This is a genomic window from Streptomyces sp. NBC_01474 (genome assembly GCF_035918215.1).
GTDB lineage: Bacteria > Actinomycetota > Actinomycetes > Streptomycetales > Streptomycetaceae > Streptomyces > Streptomyces aureus.
In genome coordinates this window covers 3,954,421-3,973,256 of sequence record NZ_CP109449.1, presented here as the reverse complement: position 1 = coordinate 3,973,256, position 18,836 = coordinate 3,954,421, and the positions used below count along the sequence as shown (strand labels likewise).

General features: G+C 69.8%; 16 protein-coding genes and 5 tRNA genes. 13 read left to right on the top strand and 8 right to left on the bottom strand.

The annotated features are described in order from the left end of the window. Positions 1-2 precede the first annotated feature (2 nt). From OG758_RS18230 to OG758_RS18210, 5 genes are all read right to left on the bottom strand, one after another. A complete protein-coding gene (locus OG758_RS18230; RefSeq protein ID WP_326710983.1) occupies positions 3-3,245 on the bottom strand; it encodes a sensor histidine kinase in 3,243 nt (1,080 codons plus the stop codon). Between the two features lie 367 nt (positions 3,246-3,612). Then, on the bottom strand, positions 3,613-4,194 hold the full coding sequence (locus OG758_RS18225; protein ID WP_100595019.1) for a GTP-binding protein: 582 nt from the start codon (positions 4,192-4,194) through the stop codon (positions 3,613-3,615). Further along, positions 4,175-4,585 carry a DUF742 domain-containing protein gene (locus tag OG758_RS18220; protein WP_326710982.1) on the bottom strand — a complete coding sequence of 137 codons (411 nt, stop codon included), beginning with the start codon at positions 4,583-4,585 and terminating at the stop codon, positions 4,175-4,177. The genes OG758_RS18225 and OG758_RS18220 overlap by 20 nt, the downstream gene beginning before the upstream one ends. 108 nt (positions 4,586-4,693) lie before the next feature. Continuing rightward, positions 4,694-5,107: a roadblock/LC7 domain-containing protein gene (locus OG758_RS18215; RefSeq protein ID WP_067164664.1), complete on the bottom strand. Its 414-nt coding sequence runs from the start codon at positions 5,105-5,107 to the stop codon at positions 4,694-4,696. 9 nt (positions 5,108-5,116) lie between these two features. After that, the gene (locus OG758_RS18210) at positions 5,117-8,917 is read right to left on the bottom strand and encodes a sensor histidine kinase (RefSeq protein ID WP_326710981.1); all 3,801 of its coding nucleotides are present in this window, start codon (positions 8,915-8,917) and stop codon (positions 5,117-5,119) included. A gap of 578 nt (positions 8,918-9,495) precedes the next feature. Between OG758_RS18210 and OG758_RS18205 the strand changes: the two genes are divergently transcribed. The 9 genes from OG758_RS18205 to OG758_RS18165 all read left to right on the top strand — a co-directional run bounded on the left by OG758_RS18205 (position 9,496) and on the right by OG758_RS18165 (position 13,409). Beyond that, positions 9,496-9,693, top strand: coding sequence for a hypothetical protein (locus tag OG758_RS18205; protein WP_116509458.1), 198 nt, complete (start codon positions 9,496-9,498; stop codon positions 9,691-9,693). A 108-nt stretch (positions 9,694-9,801) separates the two neighbouring features. Continuing rightward, positions 9,802-10,590 (top strand): fumarylacetoacetate hydrolase family protein, encoded by a 789-nt coding sequence (locus OG758_RS18200; protein ID WP_326710980.1) that lies wholly within the window; start codon positions 9,802-9,804, stop codon positions 10,588-10,590. Then, complete coding sequence (gene gltX, locus OG758_RS18195; protein ID WP_326710979.1) at positions 10,583-12,058, top strand: glutamate--tRNA ligase; 1,476 nt, start codon at positions 10,583-10,585, stop codon at positions 12,056-12,058. Before OG758_RS18200 ends, gltX begins: the two co-directional genes overlap by 8 nt. Positions 12,059-12,068: 10 nt before the next feature. Next, a complete protein-coding gene (locus OG758_RS18190; protein WP_326710978.1) occupies positions 12,069-12,797 on the top strand; it encodes an HAD family hydrolase in 729 nt (242 codons plus the stop codon). A gap of 88 nt (positions 12,798-12,885) precedes the next feature. Next, a tRNA-Gln gene (locus OG758_RS18185) sits at positions 12,886-12,957 on the top strand. A gap of 41 nt (positions 12,958-12,998) precedes the next feature. Next, positions 12,999-13,071 (top strand) — tRNA-Glu (locus OG758_RS18180). Positions 13,072-13,133: 62 nt separating this feature from the next. Beyond that, a tRNA-Glu gene (locus OG758_RS18175) sits at positions 13,134-13,206 on the top strand. Between the two features lie 30 nt (positions 13,207-13,236). Next, positions 13,237-13,308, top strand: a tRNA-Gln gene (locus OG758_RS18170). Positions 13,309-13,336: 28 nt separating this feature from the next. Continuing rightward, positions 13,337-13,409 (top strand) — tRNA-Glu (locus tag OG758_RS18165). Positions 13,410-13,560: 151 nt separating this feature from the next. Here OG758_RS18165 and ndgR read toward each other — a convergent pair. Then, positions 13,561-14,277, bottom strand: coding sequence for an IclR family transcriptional regulator NdgR (ndgR, locus tag OG758_RS18160; protein WP_100595026.1), 717 nt, complete (start codon positions 14,275-14,277; stop codon positions 13,561-13,563). Positions 14,278-14,462: 185 nt separating this feature from the next. On the opposite strand from ndgR, the gene leuC reads away from it, so the two are divergent. The 4 genes from leuC to OG758_RS18140 all read left to right on the top strand — a co-directional run bounded on the left by leuC (position 14,463) and on the right by OG758_RS18140 (position 17,800). Continuing rightward, positions 14,463-15,893 (top strand): 3-isopropylmalate dehydratase large subunit, encoded by a 1,431-nt coding sequence (gene leuC / locus OG758_RS18155; RefSeq protein WP_326710977.1) that lies wholly within the window; start codon positions 14,463-14,465, stop codon positions 15,891-15,893. 6 nt (positions 15,894-15,899) lie between these two features. Continuing rightward, complete coding sequence (leuD, locus tag OG758_RS18150; protein WP_116509447.1) at positions 15,900-16,493, top strand: 3-isopropylmalate dehydratase small subunit; 594 nt, start codon at positions 15,900-15,902, stop codon at positions 16,491-16,493. Between the two features lie 269 nt (positions 16,494-16,762). Further along, on the top strand, positions 16,763-16,993 hold the full coding sequence (locus tag OG758_RS18145) for a hypothetical protein (protein WP_326710976.1): 231 nt from the start codon (positions 16,763-16,765) through the stop codon (positions 16,991-16,993). A 138-nt stretch (positions 16,994-17,131) separates the two neighbouring features. Continuing rightward, positions 17,132-17,800, top strand: a complete 669-nt coding sequence (locus OG758_RS18140) for an HU family DNA-binding protein (RefSeq protein WP_326710975.1) — start codon at positions 17,132-17,134, stop codon at positions 17,798-17,800. A gap of 96 nt (positions 17,801-17,896) precedes the next feature. Here the strand turns inward: OG758_RS18140 and OG758_RS18135 are convergent, their stop codons facing one another. Together OG758_RS18135 and cofC are read right to left on the bottom strand one after the other, a co-directional pair. Then, positions 17,897-18,100, bottom strand: a complete 204-nt coding sequence (locus OG758_RS18135) for a hypothetical protein (RefSeq protein ID WP_266674557.1) — start codon at positions 18,098-18,100, stop codon at positions 17,897-17,899. Between the two features lie 13 nt (positions 18,101-18,113). Continuing rightward, the gene (gene cofC / locus OG758_RS18130; protein ID WP_326710974.1) at positions 18,114-18,749 is read right to left on the bottom strand and encodes a 2-phospho-L-lactate guanylyltransferase; all 636 of its coding nucleotides are present in this window, start codon (positions 18,747-18,749) and stop codon (positions 18,114-18,116) included. Between the last annotated feature and the right edge of the window lie 87 nt (positions 18,750-18,836).

Sequence of the window (18,836 nt, the reverse complement as noted above, 5' to 3'; positions counted from 1 at the left end):
CACTAACGCTCCTGGTTGTAGGTGCTGTCAGGACCACTGTGCTGATTCGTGGCCTGGCCGTTCGTGTCACTTCCTGCTTCGCGTCCCCGCTGCACGCCACGGCGCAGGTTGCTCAGCCTGCCCCTGACGTCCTCAGGCGCGCGGGAGACCTGGGGGCCGCCCTGCGGGGTCGATTCCGCCGTGCCCTCGACCAAGTTGGCCTTGGGCACCCGGCGCGGCAGACCGGAGGAGGTGACTCCGCCGGCCTTGGGCTTCCGGAGCTGCTCCGCACGGACCCAGCGCTCGTCGTTGGACGAACGCCAGTCGTCGGGGCCGCCGCCGTTGCTGCCGCTGCCGTTGTCCTGGGTGGTGTTGTCGCCACGGTCGGGCGCCGGCGTCGCCGCCGGGGCCTGGCGCTGCTGCCCACCCGAACCGCGCATCGGAAGACCGGCGTCGGTGAGCGAACGGGCGGCGGACGAGCTGGGGCCGGCCGGCGCCGCGGGACCGTGCGGGTCGAAGCCTACGCGCTCCTGCTGACCGGCGTCAGCGCGCTGCGCGGATTCCGCTTGAGCGTTGTGCTCGGACCGGTGCGGCTCCTGGTAACCGCCTTGCGTCGGCCAGTCGTCCTGCTGCGAGCTGCGCCGCGGACCGCCGCCGAAGGCCGAGTACGTCTCCTGGACGGGTTCCGCATAGGCGTCCTGGGGCGCGTAGCCGTCCTGCGGCGCGAAGAACGAGTCGTTGTAGGAGCCGTTCTGCGGCTGCTCGTCGTACGTCTGCCGGCCCTGCGCGTAGACGGACGAGGGGTCCTCGTACGCCTGCTGCTGACGGTCGTCGTACGCGGGCTGCGCGGGCGCGTAGGTGGTCTGCTGCTGCTCGTACGGGTCCGGCCCTTGCGCCGCCGCGATCTCGTCGCGGAACAGGGGGCGGTCGTCACCGGTGTGCGCCTGGGCCTCCAGGGCCGCGCGGCGCTCCTCGCGCATCAGTGAACGGCCGACCGGGTCCAGGTCGCGCAGGTCGTCCGGGACCTCGCCGTAGCGGCTGTCGTCGAAGCCGAGCTCCGCGGCGGTGCGCAGCGGGGCGGGCTCGTACGCGGACTGCGACGGGATCATCGACGAGACGGTGAACTCGGACTCGGGGAGCTGGTCGCCGCTGCCACCGTGCGTGATGACGTCGGGCAGCATGACGAGCGACGTCGTGCCGGCCTGCTCGCCCGAGGGGCGCAGCTGGACGCGGATGCCGTGCCGGTCGGACAGGCGGCCGACCACGAACAGGCCCATGCGCTGCGAGATCGCGGCGTCCACCGTCGGCGGGTTGGCCAGCTTGTGGTTGATGTCCGCGAAGTCCTCGGCGGTGAGGCCGATGCCCTTGTCGTGGATCTCGACCATGACGCGGCCGTCGGGGAGACGGGTCGCGGTGACGCGGACCTTGGTCTGCGGCGAGGAGAACGTGGTGGCGTTCTCCAGGAGCTCGGCGAGCAGGTGCACGAGGTCGGTCACCGAACGGCCGTGGATCTCGGCCTCCGGCACGCCCGACAGCTCGATGCGCTCGTACTGCTCCACCTCGGAGGAGGCGGCGCGCAGGACGTCGACCAGCGGGACCGGCTGGTCCCAGCGGCGGCCCGGCTCCTCGCCGGCGAGGACGAGGAGGTTCTCGCCGTTGCGGCGCATACGGGTCGCGAGGTGGTCCAGGCGGAAGAGGTTCTCCAGCTGGTCCGGCTCGGCCTCGTTGTTCTCCAGGTCCGTGATGAGGGTCAGCTGGCCCTCGATCAGGGACTGGTTGCGGCGCGACAGGTTGGTGAAGATCGCGTTGATGTTGCCGCGGAGCAGGGCCTGCTCGGCGGCGAGGCGGACGGCCTCGCGGTGCACCTGGTCGAAGGCGCGGGCGACCTCGCCGATCTCGTCCGTGGAGTTGATCGGGATGGGCTGCACACGGGTGTCGACGCGGCCCGGGTCGGTGCGCGAGAGCTGGTCGACGAGCATCGGCAGGCGCTGCTCGGCGACGTCGAAGGCGGCGGTGCGCAGGCGGCGCATCGAGCGGCTCATCTGGCGCGCCATCATCCCGGCCAGCGCGAACGCGACGAGCAGGGCGACCAGGACGACCGCACCGGTGATGAACGTGGACTGCTTGGCGTCGTCGGCGATGCCGGCGGCCTCGTTCACGGCCTTGTCGGCGAGGTCGGACTCGATGGTGCGGTACGCGTTGAACTTGGCGGTGTTGACCGCCCACCAGTTCTTCTCGCTGACGCCGCCCTGCGCGATGGCGAGGCGGGCGCTCGGCTGTGTGGTGGGCAGTGTGGCGATGGCGGACACCATGGCCGTGGAGCCGCCGGTCGGCGGCGGGACGTAGGTCTTACCCTGCGCCTTCGCGGCCGCGACCGCCTGCTTGGCCTGCTTCGCGCCGTCGATCGTCAGCTGCTTCTGGGCTGCGTCGAGCTTGTCGACGTCGGCCTGCGTGCCGCCGCCCTTGTACTCCTCGACGGCGATGCCCTCGAGGTAGGCGTAGGAGGAGAGCGCGATCTTCTGCTTGCCGAAGGTCTCGGCCGTCGGGCCCGGCTCGACCAGCAGGTGCATACCGATGGACCGCTCGAGGGAGAGCGCGGCCTTGGACAGCGAGATCGCGTAGACCGTGCGGCCGTAGCTCGTGATGTTTCCGGTGCCGAGGCCGAGCTCGTTGGCGAACTCCATCAGCGGGTGCTGGATGCCGACGTAGTTCTCTTCGGTCTGCACGGCGGGGAGCTTGCTCGTGTAGGCGGCGGCCCGGAGCTTCTCCAGCCCGGGCTCGACCTGGCGGAACTGCGTGAGGCGGCGCTCGAGGCCTTCTTTGGCCGGCATGTTCTTCGCGGCGGCGTCGAAGGCGTCGGCGGCCTCGTTCGTCGTCTCGCGGGCCTTGACGACCTTCGGGTCGTTCCTGTGGCCGCGCAAGAGAGGAGCCGCGGAGATGTCGCGCTCCTCGATCAGGCTGTTGGCGTACGTCAGGGACGCCTGCACCAGACGCGCGGTGTTCTCCGCGTCCTCGGCCTCGTTCCAGGTGTCGATCGAGCCCTTCACCTGGAAGCCGCCCATGATCAGACCCACGAGCACGGGTATGAGCAGGATCGCGTTCAGCTTGGTGGGCACACGCCAGTTGCGCGGTGACATCCGGCCGCCGGACGGCGCCGGGGGCGCCTCGGCCCGTGGCACATGCGCGGCCGGCGCCGCTGCACGCGGCGGCGGGGTGAAGTTGCCCCGTGCCGACGACGGCTCGGGACTGTTCTTGCTTCGCCTCACTCGACCAACAACCTCTCGGCGTCGGCACCTACGCTGTGCCGCTGTCTCCAGGCCCTTACCTACTGGGCAGTTCAGCGCATTCCAGCACGTCAGGCGGTTCTCTTCCAAACACCGGGAACCGGAAGCTCCGAGTGACGGATGCCCCAGATAAAACGGTCATAAAGAGCGAGCCCCGCCAAAAGGCGGGGCTCTTGTGCGCACAGTGGAACCGGGTGTGCGCGACCTGTGTCTGAGGCGCTGGAATTCTCTGTCGAAACGTTATGAACACGGAGGCCGACCGTGTCAAAGGACACAGCGGCCTCCGGGCGCACTACGACAACTGCCGTATGGATCTAGCCACTTGGTGGCCGGATTTCCGGCGATTGAGCTACTTCAGGCGGGCCATCAGGGCGTGCTCGACCAGCGTGATCAGGCCACTCTTTGCATCCGCACGGTGGCGGGCGTCCGTAGTGATGATCGGGGTGTCCGGGCCGATCTGGAGCGCCTCGCGCACCTCGTCGGGCGTGTAGGGCTGGTGTCCCTCGAAGCCGTTGAGGGCGACGACGAAGGGCAGCCCGGAGTTCTCGAAGTAGTCGACGGCGGGGAAGCAGTCGGCGAGACGGCGGGTGTCGACGAGGACGATCGCGCCGATCGCGCCGCGGACCAGGTCGTCCCACATGAACCAGAAGCGGTCCTGACCGGGCGTACCGAAGAGGTACAGGATCAGGTCCTGGTCCAGGGTGATGCGGCCGAAGTCCATCGCCACCGTGGTGGTGGTCTTGTCCCCGGTGTGGGTGAGGTCGTCGATGCCCGCGGACGCGGACGTCATGACGGCCTCGGTGCGCAGAGGGTTGATCTCCGAGACGGCGCCCACGAACGTGGTTTTGCCGACGCCGAAGCCGCCTGCCACCACGATCTTCGCGGACGTGGTGGAACGGCCGCCTCCGCCGTTAGAGCTTGCGAAGTCCACTGAGCACCCTTTCGAGCAGTGTCACGTCGGGCTGGCCGCCGGCGTTCTCGTCGCCACCGGGCTGGTGGATGGCCACCATTCCCGCTTCCGCCAGGTCCGCGACGAGGATCCGGGCCACACCGAGAGGCATCGACAGCAGGGCCGAAACCTCCGCCACCGACTTGACCTCGCGGCACAGGTGGCAGATGCGCTGGTGCTCGGGGAGCAGCCCTATCAGCTGGGCCGGGTCGGCGGTCGTGCTGACGAGCGCCTCGATGGCGAGCTGGTAGCGCGGCCGTGTCCGGCCACCGGTCATCGCGTATGGACGCACCAGCGGCTGGTCGCCCTCATGACCGTACGAGGCGTGCGGAGATACGCCGTACGGGTCGTGAGAGGCGGTGGGCGGGGTCATTGATCCTCCGGGCGGGACAGCAGGTGGTCTGCGTGCCGTCTGACGGGGCCGGTGGGGGCGGTGGCCGCCTGACGGTGCGGTCATACGTGCGTGTGGGGGAGGTCGTGACTAGTGCAGCAGGCTGCCCTGCAGTTCGGCGCGGAGATCGGGGGTGAGCACGGAACCCGCGCGGTCCACGAGCAGCGCCATCTCGTAGCCGACGAGGCCGATGTCGCACTCGGGGTGCGCGAGCACCGCGAGGGACGAACCGTCCGAGACCGACATGAGGAAGAGGAAGCCACGCTCCATCTCCACCACGGTCTGGGCCACCGTGCCGCCCTCGAAGATCCGGGACGCACCCGCGGTCAGCGAGGTGAGGCCCGAAGCGACGGCGGCCAGCTGGTCGGCGCGGTCCCGGGGGAACCCCTCCGACATGGCGAGCAGCAGGCCGTCCGCGGACACGACGACGGTGTGGGAGACCCCCGGCGTGTTGTCCACGAAGTTGGTGATCAACCAGTTCAGGTTCTGTGCCGCCTGGCTCATCTGGGTCAACTAACGCTCCTGCTGGTGAGTGGGGCTGGGGAAGCTGCCGGTCTGGCCCGTACCGGCCTGGCGACCCTGCTGGATGCCCCGACGGAGATTGGTCAGCCGGCCGCGAACGTCATCAGGCGAACGCGAGACCTGCGGACCGGTTTGGTGCTGTTGCTGCTGAGCCGTACCCGCGACGAGGTTCGCACGCGGGACGCGACGCGGGAGCCCGGAGACGGTGACTCCGCCGGCCGAGGGCTGGCGGACCCGCTCGGCCTGACGGCCGAGCTCGTCGTTGGGCGACTGGCGCCAGTTGGCGGGCGCCTGAGCCTGCTGGGGCGCCGCGGGTGCGGCGGCCGCCGGGCGGGCGGGCGCGGGGGTGGCGTTGGGCGACTGGGGCTGCTGCGGCGAACGCTGCGGCAGGCCGCCCGGACGGCCGTTGTTCTGCTGGGGGGCGGGCGCCTGCTGCTGCGGGGCCTGCTGGCCGTGGAACCAGTTGGTCTCAAGGGTGTCGAAGAGCGGCGTCCGGCCGTCGCCGGGTCCGGCGGGCGGCAGCTCGTCCTGCCGGCCGGGGGCCTGCGACTGCGCCGGGAACCCCTGTTCCTGGCCGCCCTGGGCGGGCGGGCGCGGCATCGAGAAGTCCGCCGCGTCCCGGGAGCCGAGCTGCGGCAGGTCGCGCGCGGGACCGCCGCGGCGGCCCTGCGGCTGCGACTGTCCCTGCGCCTGGCCGAAGTCGCCGCCGGGGAACTGGCCGTCCTGGCGCGGACGTCCGGGAGTGTTCTGGCCGGGGGCCGCGAACTGGCCGGTGGCGGACGGGTCCTGAGCGCCGGGGCGCAGACCGTCGTCGAAGCCGGGCGCCGCGAACTGGCCGGTCTGGTGGTTCGGGTTCGGCGACTGGCCCTGCGGCTGGCCGGGCGCCTGGTGCTGGGGCTGGAAGTGGTTCGGGTTCTGCGACTGACCCTGGTGGCCGCCGAAGACGTCGTTACGGACGAACGCCCCCGTGTCCTGGCCCTGGCTCTGGTCGAGCGGGGCGGGCGCGCCGGGACGGGGCCCGTCGAAGTCGGGCCGGGGGAACTCGGCCGTCGAGCCGGGGCCCTGACGGTCGTCCACCCGCGGGAACTGCGAAGTGGAGTCCGGCTCCTCGTGCCCGCGCGGCGCGTCGAGCGAGGCGCGCGGCACCGGCGGCTGCGCGTCGTCGTTGCCCCAACTCGGCACGCGCGGCTGGGGGTTGCCCCCGGGCAGCTCGGCACGGGGAGCGCCACGCGGCGGCAGGACCGGCCTGCGGCCCTGCTCGGGCGTCTGGTTCGTACGCTGCTGGGGCGGCACGGGACCGTTCTGGCCCGGGCCCTGGCCGAGGCCCTGACCCTGCGGCTGACCCTGGCCGGGACCACCCTGCGCGCCGAACACACCGGCCGGAGCCGGACGGCCCTGCTGCGGCTGCGGAGACTGAGGCGCCTGCGGGCCACCGGCCTGCGGCCCGTTGCCGTCACGGCTCGGCAGCGCCGCGCGCGGACCCGAGCCCGCGACCTGCGGACGCGCCGCGCCAGGACCGGCACCGAGCCGACCCTGACCGCCAGGACCGCCCTGCGGACCCGCGCCGACGCCACGCCGTGCGGCGGCCACACCGGCGGCGGCCTGTGCGGCGGCGGGGCCACCCGAGGCGGCGCCGGGACCGGGCTTGCCGGGAGCCTTCTTGCCACCCTGGGCGACGTCGACGGGCAGCATGACGAGCGCCGTCGTACCACCGGAGTCGGACGGGCGGAGCTGGATACGGATGCCGTGACGCTGCGACAGACGGCCGACCACGAACAGACCCATGCGGCGCGAGACCGACACGTCCACGGTGGGCGGCGACGCGAGCCGCTCGTTGATCGCGGCGAGGTCCTCGGGGGAGAGGCCGATGCCGGTGTCGTGGATCTCGATGAGCACACGCCCGTCGGGCAGCGCGTGACCGGTGACCTTGACCTTGGTCTGCGGCGAGGAGAAGGAGGTCGCGTTCTCCAGCAGCTCGGCGAGCAGGTGCACGAGGTCGTTGACGACGCGTCCGGCGACCTCGGTCGAGGGGACGGAGGCCAGCTCGATGCGCTCGTACTGCTCCACCTCGGAGGCGGCGGCGCGCAGGACGTCGACCAGCGGGACCGGGCGGGTCCAGCGACGGCCGGGCTCTTCACCGGCGAGAACGAGGAGGTTCTCACCGTTACGGCGCATGCGGGTCGCGAGGTGGTCGAGCTTGAACAGCGAGGACAGCTGGTCGGGGTCGGCCTCGCGCGACTCGAGCTCGGAGATGAGCGAGAGCTGGCGCTGGATAAGACCCTGGGAACGACGCGAGAGGTTGGTGAACATCGCGTTGACGTTGCCCCGCAGGAGGGCCTGCTCGGCGGCCAGACGGACCGCCTCGCGGTGCACGTCGTCGAAGGCCGAGGCCACCTGGCCGATCTCGTCGCGCGAGTGCACACCGACGGACTCGACGGAGGTGTCGACGTCCTGCGGGTCCGACTCGGACAGCTGCTTGACCAGCTCGGGCAGGCGGTCCTGGGCGACCTTGGTCGCGGTGTCCTGGAGCCGGCGCAGCGAGCGGATCATGGACCGGGCCACGACGAAGGCGCCGACGAGCGAGACGCCGAGGACGAGCAGGATCAGCGCACCGTTGATGATGGCCGTGCGCTCGGACTCGTTGCGCAGCTCGCGGGCCTGCTGCTCCATCTGGTTGAGCAGCGTCAGCTCGATCTTGGACATTTCCTGCAGACGCTGGCTGTCCGCGTCGACCCAGTCCTTGTAGGACCGCTTGTCCTGGATCCTGATGCCGCCCTCCTGGCTGAGGGCGCGGCGGGCGTACTGGTCGGCGGCCTTGATAGTCGAGTTGCCCGAGTCGATGGGCTTCATCAGCTCGGTGGCGGCGACGTTTCCGTAGACGGAGCTGAAGCCCTTGAGGTCGGACTCCTGGTTCTCCAGCGCGGACTCGCCGTAGCGGCGGTCGGTCTCGGAGAGCTTGCCGAAGTCACGGTCGTTCGGGGGCAGGGCGGCCGCGATGACGGCGCGCTGCACGGACGCGTACTCCTTGGCGGAGGAGAACGACGCCAGCGCGCGCGTGCGCTTGATCATCTCGGGGTTGCTGGTCGCCTGCGCCATGTCGGTGGACAGCGACAGGAGCTGCTCGACGAGGCGGCTGTAGGCGTCGATCGTCTGGGACGAGGTGCTGCGGTCCTTGAACGCGTCCTGCCGGATGCCCTTGAGGTTGTTGAGCTGGCCGGCGATCTGCGTGACGTGGTCCTGCACACCGTCGAGACCGCTGTTGCTGGTCCCGTCGGTGATCTCGTACGTGCCTTCCATGAAGGCCTTGCGCGCGCGGTCGGTCTTCTGGCGCGCTCCCTGGACGGTGTAGTCCTCGGTCGCCTTGCCGCCGTTGGCCAGCGGGCCCGCCGACTGGTCGCGCTCCTCCTGGAGCGCGGACGCGAGTTCGGTGGCCTGCTTGGTCATGTCGGTCAGCAGCTTCATGTTGTCGAGCTGCTGGATGTCGCTCATCGACTCGCCGATACGCAGCGCGCCGAGGGAGGTCGCGGCGACCACGGGGAGGGCGAGCAGCGACACCAGGCGGGTGGAGATACGCCAGTTGCGCAGTGCTATTCGCGAGCCGGGGCCGGTCGGGCTCTTCGGCTTCGCGGCGGTCTTGGGCGCGGCCGAAGCCGCCGTACTGCCCTCGACGGAAGCGGTCCGGCCCGGGTTCTGGGCGTGCTGGGGCGAGGAACTGCCTGTCATCGGGCCAGTCCCGCCGCGCGGCTCGGGCTCCGCCGCAGCGCTGCCATCCCTGTTCTTACGTCCCTGCACTAGCGTCGCAACCTCTGGACCAGGCGTCCCCCGCGTGCGCGGACGGGACGGTGTCGGCGTAGTTCGGGGGCGAGCTGAAACGCCCCCTTCGGTCGTCGGTGACCGGCGCTGCTCCCCCTTCCCGCCGCGACTCGGCGCTGCGTTGCGCCCCGTGCGCGCCGGCTCGATCTCGCGGCGGTCCCGCGAATTCCAGCACAGTGCAGGATCTCCAACAAGGGCCGAGGGCCAGGACCGGACCAGTGTGACGCCTTGTGAGGGGTGTGTCACGAGACGTAGAAAGTGATCTCGTCGATAACGGACTTTTAATGACGTTCCACCTACACCCCGGGGGTGTCCCAGTCGCCATGATCGGGAGCGGAATGGTGGCTTCAATGGCGGAATGCCCGTTTCGATGCGGCGCACTTCGGGTCCGAATTGAAGCTTTTGCCCGCCCTCTGGTGAGCAAACTCACATGAAGAACTTCGCCTCTTCCTCGCTTTCGACGGGAATCAGATGTTTAGCCTGACGCTTTACAGGGATGGCGAATCCGACAACCGGCGCCCCGCAGGCGCCCGCACCGACAAGGTCACGAGCGACACATGAAGACTGTGAAGTCCACGATGTTCCGCAACATCGCCAACCCGCGGCGTACGACGCTGATGCACCTCAAGGACGCCGACGAGCTGCAGACGGCACCGGAGCTGCCGGAGTACTCCGTCGAGCTCCCCGCGCAGACGGCCAACCCGCGCCGCGCCATCCTGATGGAAGCCCCGGAGCAGACGCCCGTCGCCTCCTGACGCCCGTCGCCTCCTGACGCGCGGCAATCCGCGAGGCCGGGTGCCCGAGCCGCGTTAGCCTGGGGCGTCAGATTCCAGCCAGCGGAAGTAGAGGGGCGCAAGGCACCCGTGCGCATCGCCAGATTCTCCATCGACGGCAATGTCGCCTTCGGCGCGGTCGAGGGCGACAGTCCCCCCGGAACGACCGATGGGCTTGTCCTCGACATCATCAAGGGCATCCCGTTCGCGGACTTCGAACTCTCCGGCACGAAGGTCCCGCTGAGCAAGGTCAGGCTTCTGCCGCCGGTGCTCCCGAACAAGGTCGTCGCCTTCGGCCGCAACTACGCGGAACACGCGAAGGAACTGGGCAACGAGGTCCCGGACGCCCCCTTCGCGTTCTTCAAGCCGTCCACCTCGGTGATCGGCCCCGGCGACGCGATCGCGTACCCCTCCTTCTCGCAGGAACTGCACCACGAGGCCGAGCTCGCCGTGGTCATCGGCCGCATGTGCCGCGAGGTCCCGCGCGAGCGCGTCAAGGACGTCATCCTCGGCTACACCTGCGCGAACGACGTCACCGCGCGTGACGTCCAGAAGCGCGAGAAGCAGTGGGCCCGGGCCAAGGGCTTCGACACCTCCTGCCCGCTCGGCCCCTGGGTGGAGACGGACCTCGACCCCGGCGACCTGACGATCCAGTGCACCGTCAACGGACAGCAGCGCCAGCTCGGCCGCACGTCCCAGATGATCCACTCGATCGAGGACCTGATCGTCAACATCTCCGAGGCCATGACGCTGCTCCCCGGCGACGTGATCCTCACGGGCACCCCGGAAGGGGTCGGCCCGCTCAACGTCGGCGACGAGGTCGCCGTCACCATCGAAGGCATCGGCACTCTCACCAACAAGGTGATCAAGCGTGGCTAACGCGAACGTCCGCGTACGTTTCTGTCCGTCCCCGACCGGCAACCCCCACGTGGGCCTGGTCCGCACGGCGCTGTTCAACTGGGCCTACGCCCGGCACAACCAGGGCTCCCTGGTCTTCCGCATCGAGGACACCGACGCGGCCCGCGACTCCGAGGAGTCGTACGAGCAGCTCCTCGACTCGATGCGCTGGCTCGGCTTCGACTGGGACGAGGGCCCCGAGATCGGCGGCCCCCACGCGCCGTACCGCCAGTCGCAGCGCATGGACATCTACAAGGACGTCGCCGAGAAGCTCCTCACCGCCGGCCACGCCTACCGCTGCTACTGCTCCACCGAGGAGCTCGACGCCCGCCGCGACGCCGCCCGCGCCGCCGGCAAGCCTTCGGGTTACGACGGTCACTGCCGCGACCTGAGCGCCGAGCAGACCGCCGCGTACGAGGCCGAGGGCCGGCAGCCCATCGTCCGTTTCCGCATGCCCGACGAGGCGATCACCTTCGAGGACCTGGTCCGCGGCGAGATCACCTACCAGCCGGAGAACGTCCCGGACTTCGGCATCGTCCGCGCGAACGGCGCCCCGCTGTACACGCTGGTCAACCCGGTCGACGACGCCCTGATGGAGATCACCCACGTCCTGCGCGGCGAGGACCTGCTCTCCTCCACGCCCCGCCAGATCGCCCTCTACAAGGCGCTCACCGAACTCGGCATCGCGAAGCTCACGCCCGCCTTCGGTCACCTGCCGTACGTCATGGGCGAGGGCAACAAGAAGCTCTCGAAGCGTGACCCGCAGGCGTCGCTCAACCTCTACCGCGAGCGCGGCTTCCTGCCCGAGGGGCTGCTCAACTACCTGTCCCTGCTCGGCTGGTCCTTCTCGGCCGACCAGGACGTCTTCTCCATCGAGGACATGGTCGCGAAGTTCGACCTCGCGGACGTCAACGCGAACCCGGCGCGCTTCGACCTGAAGAAGGCCGAGTCGATCAACGGCGACCACATCCGCATGCTGGACGTGAAGGCGTTCGCGGCGGCCTGCGAGCCGTGGCTGCGCGCACCGTTCGCCAACTGGGCTCCCGAGGACTTCGACCAGGCGGCCTGGGAGGCCATCGCCCCCCATGCGCAGACCCGCGTGACGGTCCTGTCCGACATCACGGCCAACGTCGACTTCCTGTTCCTCAAGGAGCCGGTGGAGGACGAGGCGTCCTGGGCCAAGGCCATGAAGGGCGACCCGGTCGGCCTCCTGACCACGGCCCGCGCGAAGCTCGAGGCCGCCGACTGGGCGTCGGCCGACTCCCTCAAGGAGGCCGTCCTGGCCGCCGGCGAGGAGCACGGCCTCAAGCTCGGCAAGGCGCAGGCCCCGGTCCGCGTGGCCGTCACCGGCCGCACGGTCGGCCTGCCCCTCTTCGAGTCCCTGGAGATCCTGGGCAAGGACAAGACCCTGACCCGCATCGACGCCGCCCTGGCCAAGCTCACGGCCTAAGCTCGGGCACATGCCTATCCGCGCGGTCCTGTGGGACGTAGACGACACGATCTTCGACTACGCGAACGCGGACCGCGCGGGAATGCGGGACCACCTTCGGGCCGAGGGCCTGGCCGACGGATTCACCTCCGTCGGCCAGGCCCTCGCCCGTTGGCGCACCCTCACCCGGGAGCACTGGGCGCGCTTCGAGTCGGGTGAGACCGACTGGGAGGGTCAGCGCCGCAATCGCGTACGGGCCTTTGTAGGGCGCGGCGCCGACGACATGGACGACGCCGAGGCGGACGCCTGGTTCGGGCGCTACATCGTCCACTACGAGGCCTCCTGGGCGCTGTTCCCCGACACCGTCCCCGTGCTCGACCTGCTCGCGGAGCGCTACCGGCACGCTGTCCTGTCCAACTCCTCGCTCCACAACCAGGACCGCAAGCTCCGCGTCCTCGGCGTCAGGGACCGCTTCGAGGCCGTCGTCTGCGCCGCCGAACTCGGCGTGGCCAAACCGCAGGCCGCCGCCTTCCACGCCGCCTGCGAGGCCCTGGAACTGCCCCCGCGCGAGGTCGCGTACGTCGGCGACCAGCCCGACACCGACGCCCGCGGCGCCGAGGAGGCGGGGCTCACCGGCATCTGGCTGGACCGCGCGCGGACCGGCGGCCGTCCCGAACTCACGCGCATCACAGCGCTCGAACAGCTCCCCGCCCTGCTGGCCCCGGATACCCGTTTTGGAGCGCCGTCCACCTTCGGGTAATGTTCTTCCTGCGCCAAGGGAAACGGGCCGACAGGCCGGACCCGGAAGCGTAATTCAAACAGAAACCTCGCAAGGGGTTGCTTTTTGATGGCCTATGGTGTAATTGGCAGCACGACGGTTTCTGGTTCCGTTAGTCTAGGTTCGAGTCCTGGTAGGCCAGCTCGCAGAGCTTATCTGCATCGCGGATTCCAGATCCGCAAAGCCCCCGTTGTGTAGCGGCCTAGCACGCCGCCCTCTCAAGGCGGTAGCGCCGGTTCGAATCCGGTCGGGGGTACAGATCCTTCCCAGGGGGACAGTCCGGGTCGCACCCGCTGTTTTTCATGCAGGATCGCTAGGGCCCCCGTTGTGTAGCGGCCTAGCACGCCGCCCTCTCAAGGCGGTAGCGCCGGTTCGAATCCGGTCGGGGGTACTGATCGGGCCATCCAGGCCTGGATCGCATTGGGCTATGGTGTAATTGGCAACACGACGGTTTCTGGTTCCGTTGTTCTAGGTTCGAGTCCTGGTAGCCCAGCTGGATAGTGTGGCAACACAAGATCCTTGCCCCCGTTGTGTAGCGGCCTAGCACGCCGCCCTCTCAAGGCGGTAGCGCCGGTTCGAATCCGGTCGGGGGTACAAGACAGCAGGAGGCCCTCCCCGGCAGGGGAGGGCCTCTTCGCGTTGTCCGGAGCGCATGGCCGTGAAATCTCACCAAGGTCTCAACTCGGGCCGGTCGCTGCGGCGTTGAAGCGGCCGGCCCGAGGGGGAGCGGTGTGGTGGGGGAGGGTCAGCCGGTGCGGCGAAGGGCCTCGGAGAGCCGGCCCGCCGCGTCGATGACGGCCTGTGCGTGCATGCGGCCCGGGTGGCGCGTCAGGCGCTCGATCGGCCCGGAGACCGAGACCGCCGCCACCACGCGGTTCGAGGGGCCGCGCACCGGCGCGGAGACGGACGCGACGCCCGGCTCCCGCTCGCCGATCGACTGGGCCCAGCCGCGGCGCCGTACGCCCGACAGGGCCGTCGCCGTGAAGCGGGCGCCCTGGAGGCCGCGGTGGAGGCGCTCGGGCTCCTCCCAGGCCATCAGGATCTGCGCCGACGAGCCCGCCTTCATCGTGAGCGTGGAGCCCACGGGGACCGTGTCCCTGAGGCCCGACAGGCGCTCGGCGGCCGCGACGCAGATGCGCATGTCGCCCTGCCGGCGATAGAGCTGCGCGCTCTCGCCCGTCACGTCACGGAGGTGGGTGAGTACCGGGCCCGCTGTCGCGAGCAGACGGTCCTCGCCCGCCGCCGCGGCCAGCTCGGCCATGCGCGGGCCGAGGATGAATCGGCCCTGCATGTCACGCGCCACCATGCGGTGGTGTTCCAGTGCCACGGCGAGACGGTGTGCCGTGGGTCTTGCCAGTCCGGTCGCCGCGACCAGCCCCGCGAGGGTGGCCGGACCGGACTCCAGGGCGCTGAGAACAAGGGCCGCCTTGTCCAGAACGCCGACGCCGCTAGAGTTGTCCATGCGTCGATACTCGCGTCTCACTCTGTGAAACGCAAGTTCAATTTCCCGTGAAACTTGACACCCTGTACTTACGGCGGCCCGCAGACCAACGGGCCGGGACGTTCACGTCCGGTACGAGGGGTACGGACGTCGGCGACCACGATCTCTAGTTGGGCCGGCTCACGATGCCGGCCGGAGGGAAAGCGATGGGTAGGACACTCGCGGAGAAGGTCTGGGACGACCACGTCGTCCGGCGCGCCGAGGGCGAGCCCGACCTCCTCTTCATCGATCTGCACCTGCTGCACGAGGTGACCAGCCCGCAGGCCTTCGACGGCCTGCGTCAGACCGGACGCCAGGTGCGGCGCCTCGACCTCACCATCGCGACCGAGGATCACAACACCCCGACCCTCGACATCGACAAGCCGATCGCGGACCCGGTCTCGCGCGCCCAGCTGGAGACGCTGCGCAAGAACTGTGCCGACTTCGGTGTGCGTCTGCACTCGCTGGGTGACGTCGAGCAGGGCGTCGTGCACGTCGTCGGCCCGCAGCTGGGCCTGACCCAGCCGGGCACCACGGTCGTCTGCGGCGACTCCCACACGTCCACGCACGGCGCGTTCGGCGCGCTGGCCTTCGGCATCGGCACCTCCCAGGTCGAGCACGTCCTGGCGACCCAGACGCTGCCGCTGGCCCGTCCCCGCACGATGGCCATCACCGTCGACGGCGAGCTGCCCGACGCCGTCACCGCCAAGGACCTGATCCTCGCCATCATCGCGAAGATCGGTACGGGCGGCGGCCAGGGCTACATCCTGGAGTACCGCGGCGCCGCCATCGAGAAGCTCTCGATGGAAGCCCGCATGACCATCTGCAACATGTCGATCGAGGCCGGCGCCCGCGCGGGCATGATCGCCCCCGACGAGACCACCTTCGCCTACCTCGAGGGCCGCGCACACGCCCCCAAGGGCGAGGACTGGGACGCCGCGGTGGCGTACTGGAAGACGCTGAAGTCGGACGACGACGCGGAATTCGACGCCGAGGTCGTCATCGACGCCGCCGCGCTGTCGCCGTTCGTCACCTGGGGCACCAACCCCGGCCAGGGCTCGCCCCTGTCGGCGCAGGTCCCCGACCCTGCTTCGTACGAGGACGCTTCGGAGCGCCTCGCCGCCGAAAAGGCCCTGGAATACATGGGGTTGACCGCCGGGCAGCAGCTGCGCGACATCAAGGTCGACACCGTCTTCGTAGGTTCGTGCACCAACGGCCGCATCGAGGACCTGCGCGCCGCCGCCGAGATCGTCGGGGGCCGCAAAGTCGCCGACGGCGTACGGATGCTGGTCGTTCCCGGCTCCGCGCGGGTGGGTCTGCAGGCCGTCTCCGAGGGCCTGGACAAGGTCTTCAAGGAGGCCGGCGCCGAATGGCGGCACGCGGGCTGCTCGATGTGTCTGGGCATGAACCCCGACCAACTCGCCCCCGGCGAGCGCTCCGCGTCCACCTCGAACCGCAACTTCGAGGGGCGGCAGGGCAAGGGCGGCCGTACGCACCTGGTCTCGCCCCAGGTCGCCGCCGCCACCGCCGTGCTTGGCCACCTGGCCTCTCCGGCCGACCTGTCCGACACTGACGCCCGTACGCCCGCTGGAGTCTGATCAGCCATGGAAGCATTCACCACGCACACCGGCCGGGCCGTCCCGCTGCGCCGCAGCAACGTCGACACCGACCAGATCATCCCCGCTCACTGGCTCAAGAAGGTCACCAGGGACGGTTTTGAGGACGGGCTCTTCGAGGCCTGGCGCAAGGACCCCGAGTTCGTGCTGAACAAGGCCGAACGCGAGGGTGCCACGGTCCTGGTGGCAGGTCCCGACTTCGGCACCGGATCCTCCCGCGAGCACGCGGTGTGGGCGCTGCAGAACTACGGCTTCAAGGCCGTCGTCTCCTCGCGGTTCGCCGACATCTTCCGCGGCAACTCGCTCAAGAACGGCCTGCTCACGGTGGTGCTCGACCAGAAGGTCGTGGACGCGCTCCAGGACCTGGTGGAGAACGACCCCCAGGCAGAGATCACGGTCGACCTGGAGGCGCGTGAAGTACGGGCCGAGGGCATCACCGCCGCCTTCGAACTCGACGAGAACGCGCGCTGGCGGCTGCTGAACGGCCTGGACGACATCAGCATCACGCTCCAGAACGAGGGTGACATCGCGGAGTACGAGTCGAAGCGTCCCGCGTTCAAGCCGCAGACTGTGCAGATCTGAACTCTGCAAGGCTGATTCCGGCCATCGCAGCAAGCCTCTGTACCCCCAATCGTGGACGGTTGGGGGTACAGCTGTGTCCGGCCCCGGACGGCTCGCCAAGTGCCGTTCCGGGGCTCTCAACTCCCCTAATTTTCAAGGGTGTTCAGGGGGTACGCGCGTCTCATGGCGCCCGGGCGCGCACGCCCCTCGAAGGGGCCCAGGAGGCCCGCCAGGGACGGCAGTTACCCCCTGCGGAGGCGACAACTCGCCCCAGATGGCACAATCTGTGCATGGAACACGACGGCCAACTCCAGCTGTATGCGGCGGTCGCGGACCAACTCAAGGAAGCGCACTCCAGGGTGCGCGCACTGCAAGTCCCGGAGGGCGTACGGATGGCGCTGACCCGGAAGCTGCTGGTCATTACGGCCGCGGCCAAGCACGATCTCGCCGATGCGGCAAGGCGACTGGACCGATTCATGGTGGACCTCGACGAGGGTCGATTCTCACAAGAGGACCGCTGAAGGACTTCGCGACAGCCCGAGTTCGTTGCGGCACAAGGGTGATTAGCCCGTTTCGTGTTTGATTTGCGGTATATATCTGCCTAACGTGCGAAAAAGCCGGACCGGATACGTTCCGGCAATGTCTCCGAAGGGGAAGACGTGAACAAGGCGCAGCTCGTAGAAGCGATTGCCGACAAGGTCGGCGGCCGTCAGCAGGCCGCGGACGCCGTCGACGCGGTCCTGGACGCCATCGTCCGTGCCGTCGTCAGCGGGGACCGGGTCTCGGTCACCGGCTTCGGCTCGTTCGAGAAGGTCGACCGCCCCGCCCGCTACGCCCGTAACCCGCAGACGGGTGAGCGCGTACGGGTCAAGAAGACCTCCGTTCCGCGTTTCCGTGCCGGTCAGGGCTTCAAGGACCTCGTCGCGGGTTCGAAGAAGCTCCCGCGTGGCGGAGAGGTCGCGGTCAAGAAGGCGCCCAAGGGCAGCCTGACCGGCGGCGCCGCGGCGACTGTCAAGAAGGCCGCGGCCAAGAAGGCCACGACCGCCAAGAAGGCGACGGCGAAGAAGACCACCGCCAAGAAGGTCACCGCCAAGAAGACCACGGCGAAGAAGACCACGGCGACGGCGAAGAAGGCCACCGCCAAGACGGCCACCGCCACGGCGAAGAAGGCCGCCGCGAAGAAGGCCGCCCCGGCGAAGACCGCCGCGAAGAAGGCCACCGCGAAGAAGACGGCGCCCGCCAAGAAGGCCACGGCCAAGAAGGCGCCCGCCAAGAAGTCCACTGCGCGCAAGACGACCGCCAAGAAGACCACCGCCCGCAAGAAGTAAGGGCGACGGCCTCAAGGGCCCCTCACGCGCCGGGCCGGGCTCCCCTCGGGGAGCCCGGCCCGCGGTGTGTTCGCGAAAGCCCGGTTCGGCAGCGGCTCAGAGCGTCTGCAGCGTCACCAGCGTGATGCGCCGCGCCTCGCCCTCGCCCTCGACCTCGATACGGACCCGCTGCCCGGGGCGCAGCAGCCGAAGACCGCCCGCGTCGAACGCCGGGCCGTCGAACGGCACGGGGGTGCCGTCGTCGAGCAGCACGCTGCCGGAGCGGGAGTCGGGGTCGTATGTGTACGCGGTCGCCTGCATACAGGCAGCCTACTCAGTCCGGGATCAGCAGCCCGGCGGCCGCCCCCGCGGTGCGCGGGCCGACGCCGAGCGACAGCGCCACCCGCAGGTCCTCGCCGGTGTCCACGTCCTGGCGTACGGAGTCGACGCCCGTCAGCGGGAGTTCCACCGCGCCGGAGGCGGCATGACGGGCGCGGGACGCGTTGCCGAATGCGGGACGCAATTCCGTACCGGAACCCGCACTGAGAAGTGTGGTCCCGATTCCCGCCGCATCGGGGAGAAATGCGCGGGGAAATAGCGCGGCCTCCGCGAGAACACGGGACAATTCCGCGGACCGCAGGGCCGGCAGATCGGCGTTGAGTGCCGCGACGGCCGCATCCGGGCGCCGGGCCCTCGCCGCTGCCACTCCGTGCGCCAGGGCGGCGTTCAGGCCCGCTCCCGGGGCATCGGGGACGATCAGGGCACCCAGGGCGGCCAGCTCCCTCCCGGCGAGCGCGTCGTCCGTGACTACCACCACATCCCGCACCCCGGCCGAGGCGGTCGCGGCGGCGACGGTGTCCTGCGCGAACGCCAGCGCGAGCCCGGGACGCACCCTGTCACCCGCGGTGGGCGCCAGCCTGCTCTTGGCCCGCACCAGGGGTTTCAGCGGTATCACGAGGGTCCACTGCACGTGAGGTCCGTCCCTTCGGGTCGCGCTCATTGTGGCCCGGCGCGTGAGGTGGGCATAAACGTGCGGGCGTACGGTGTTCTCGACAGA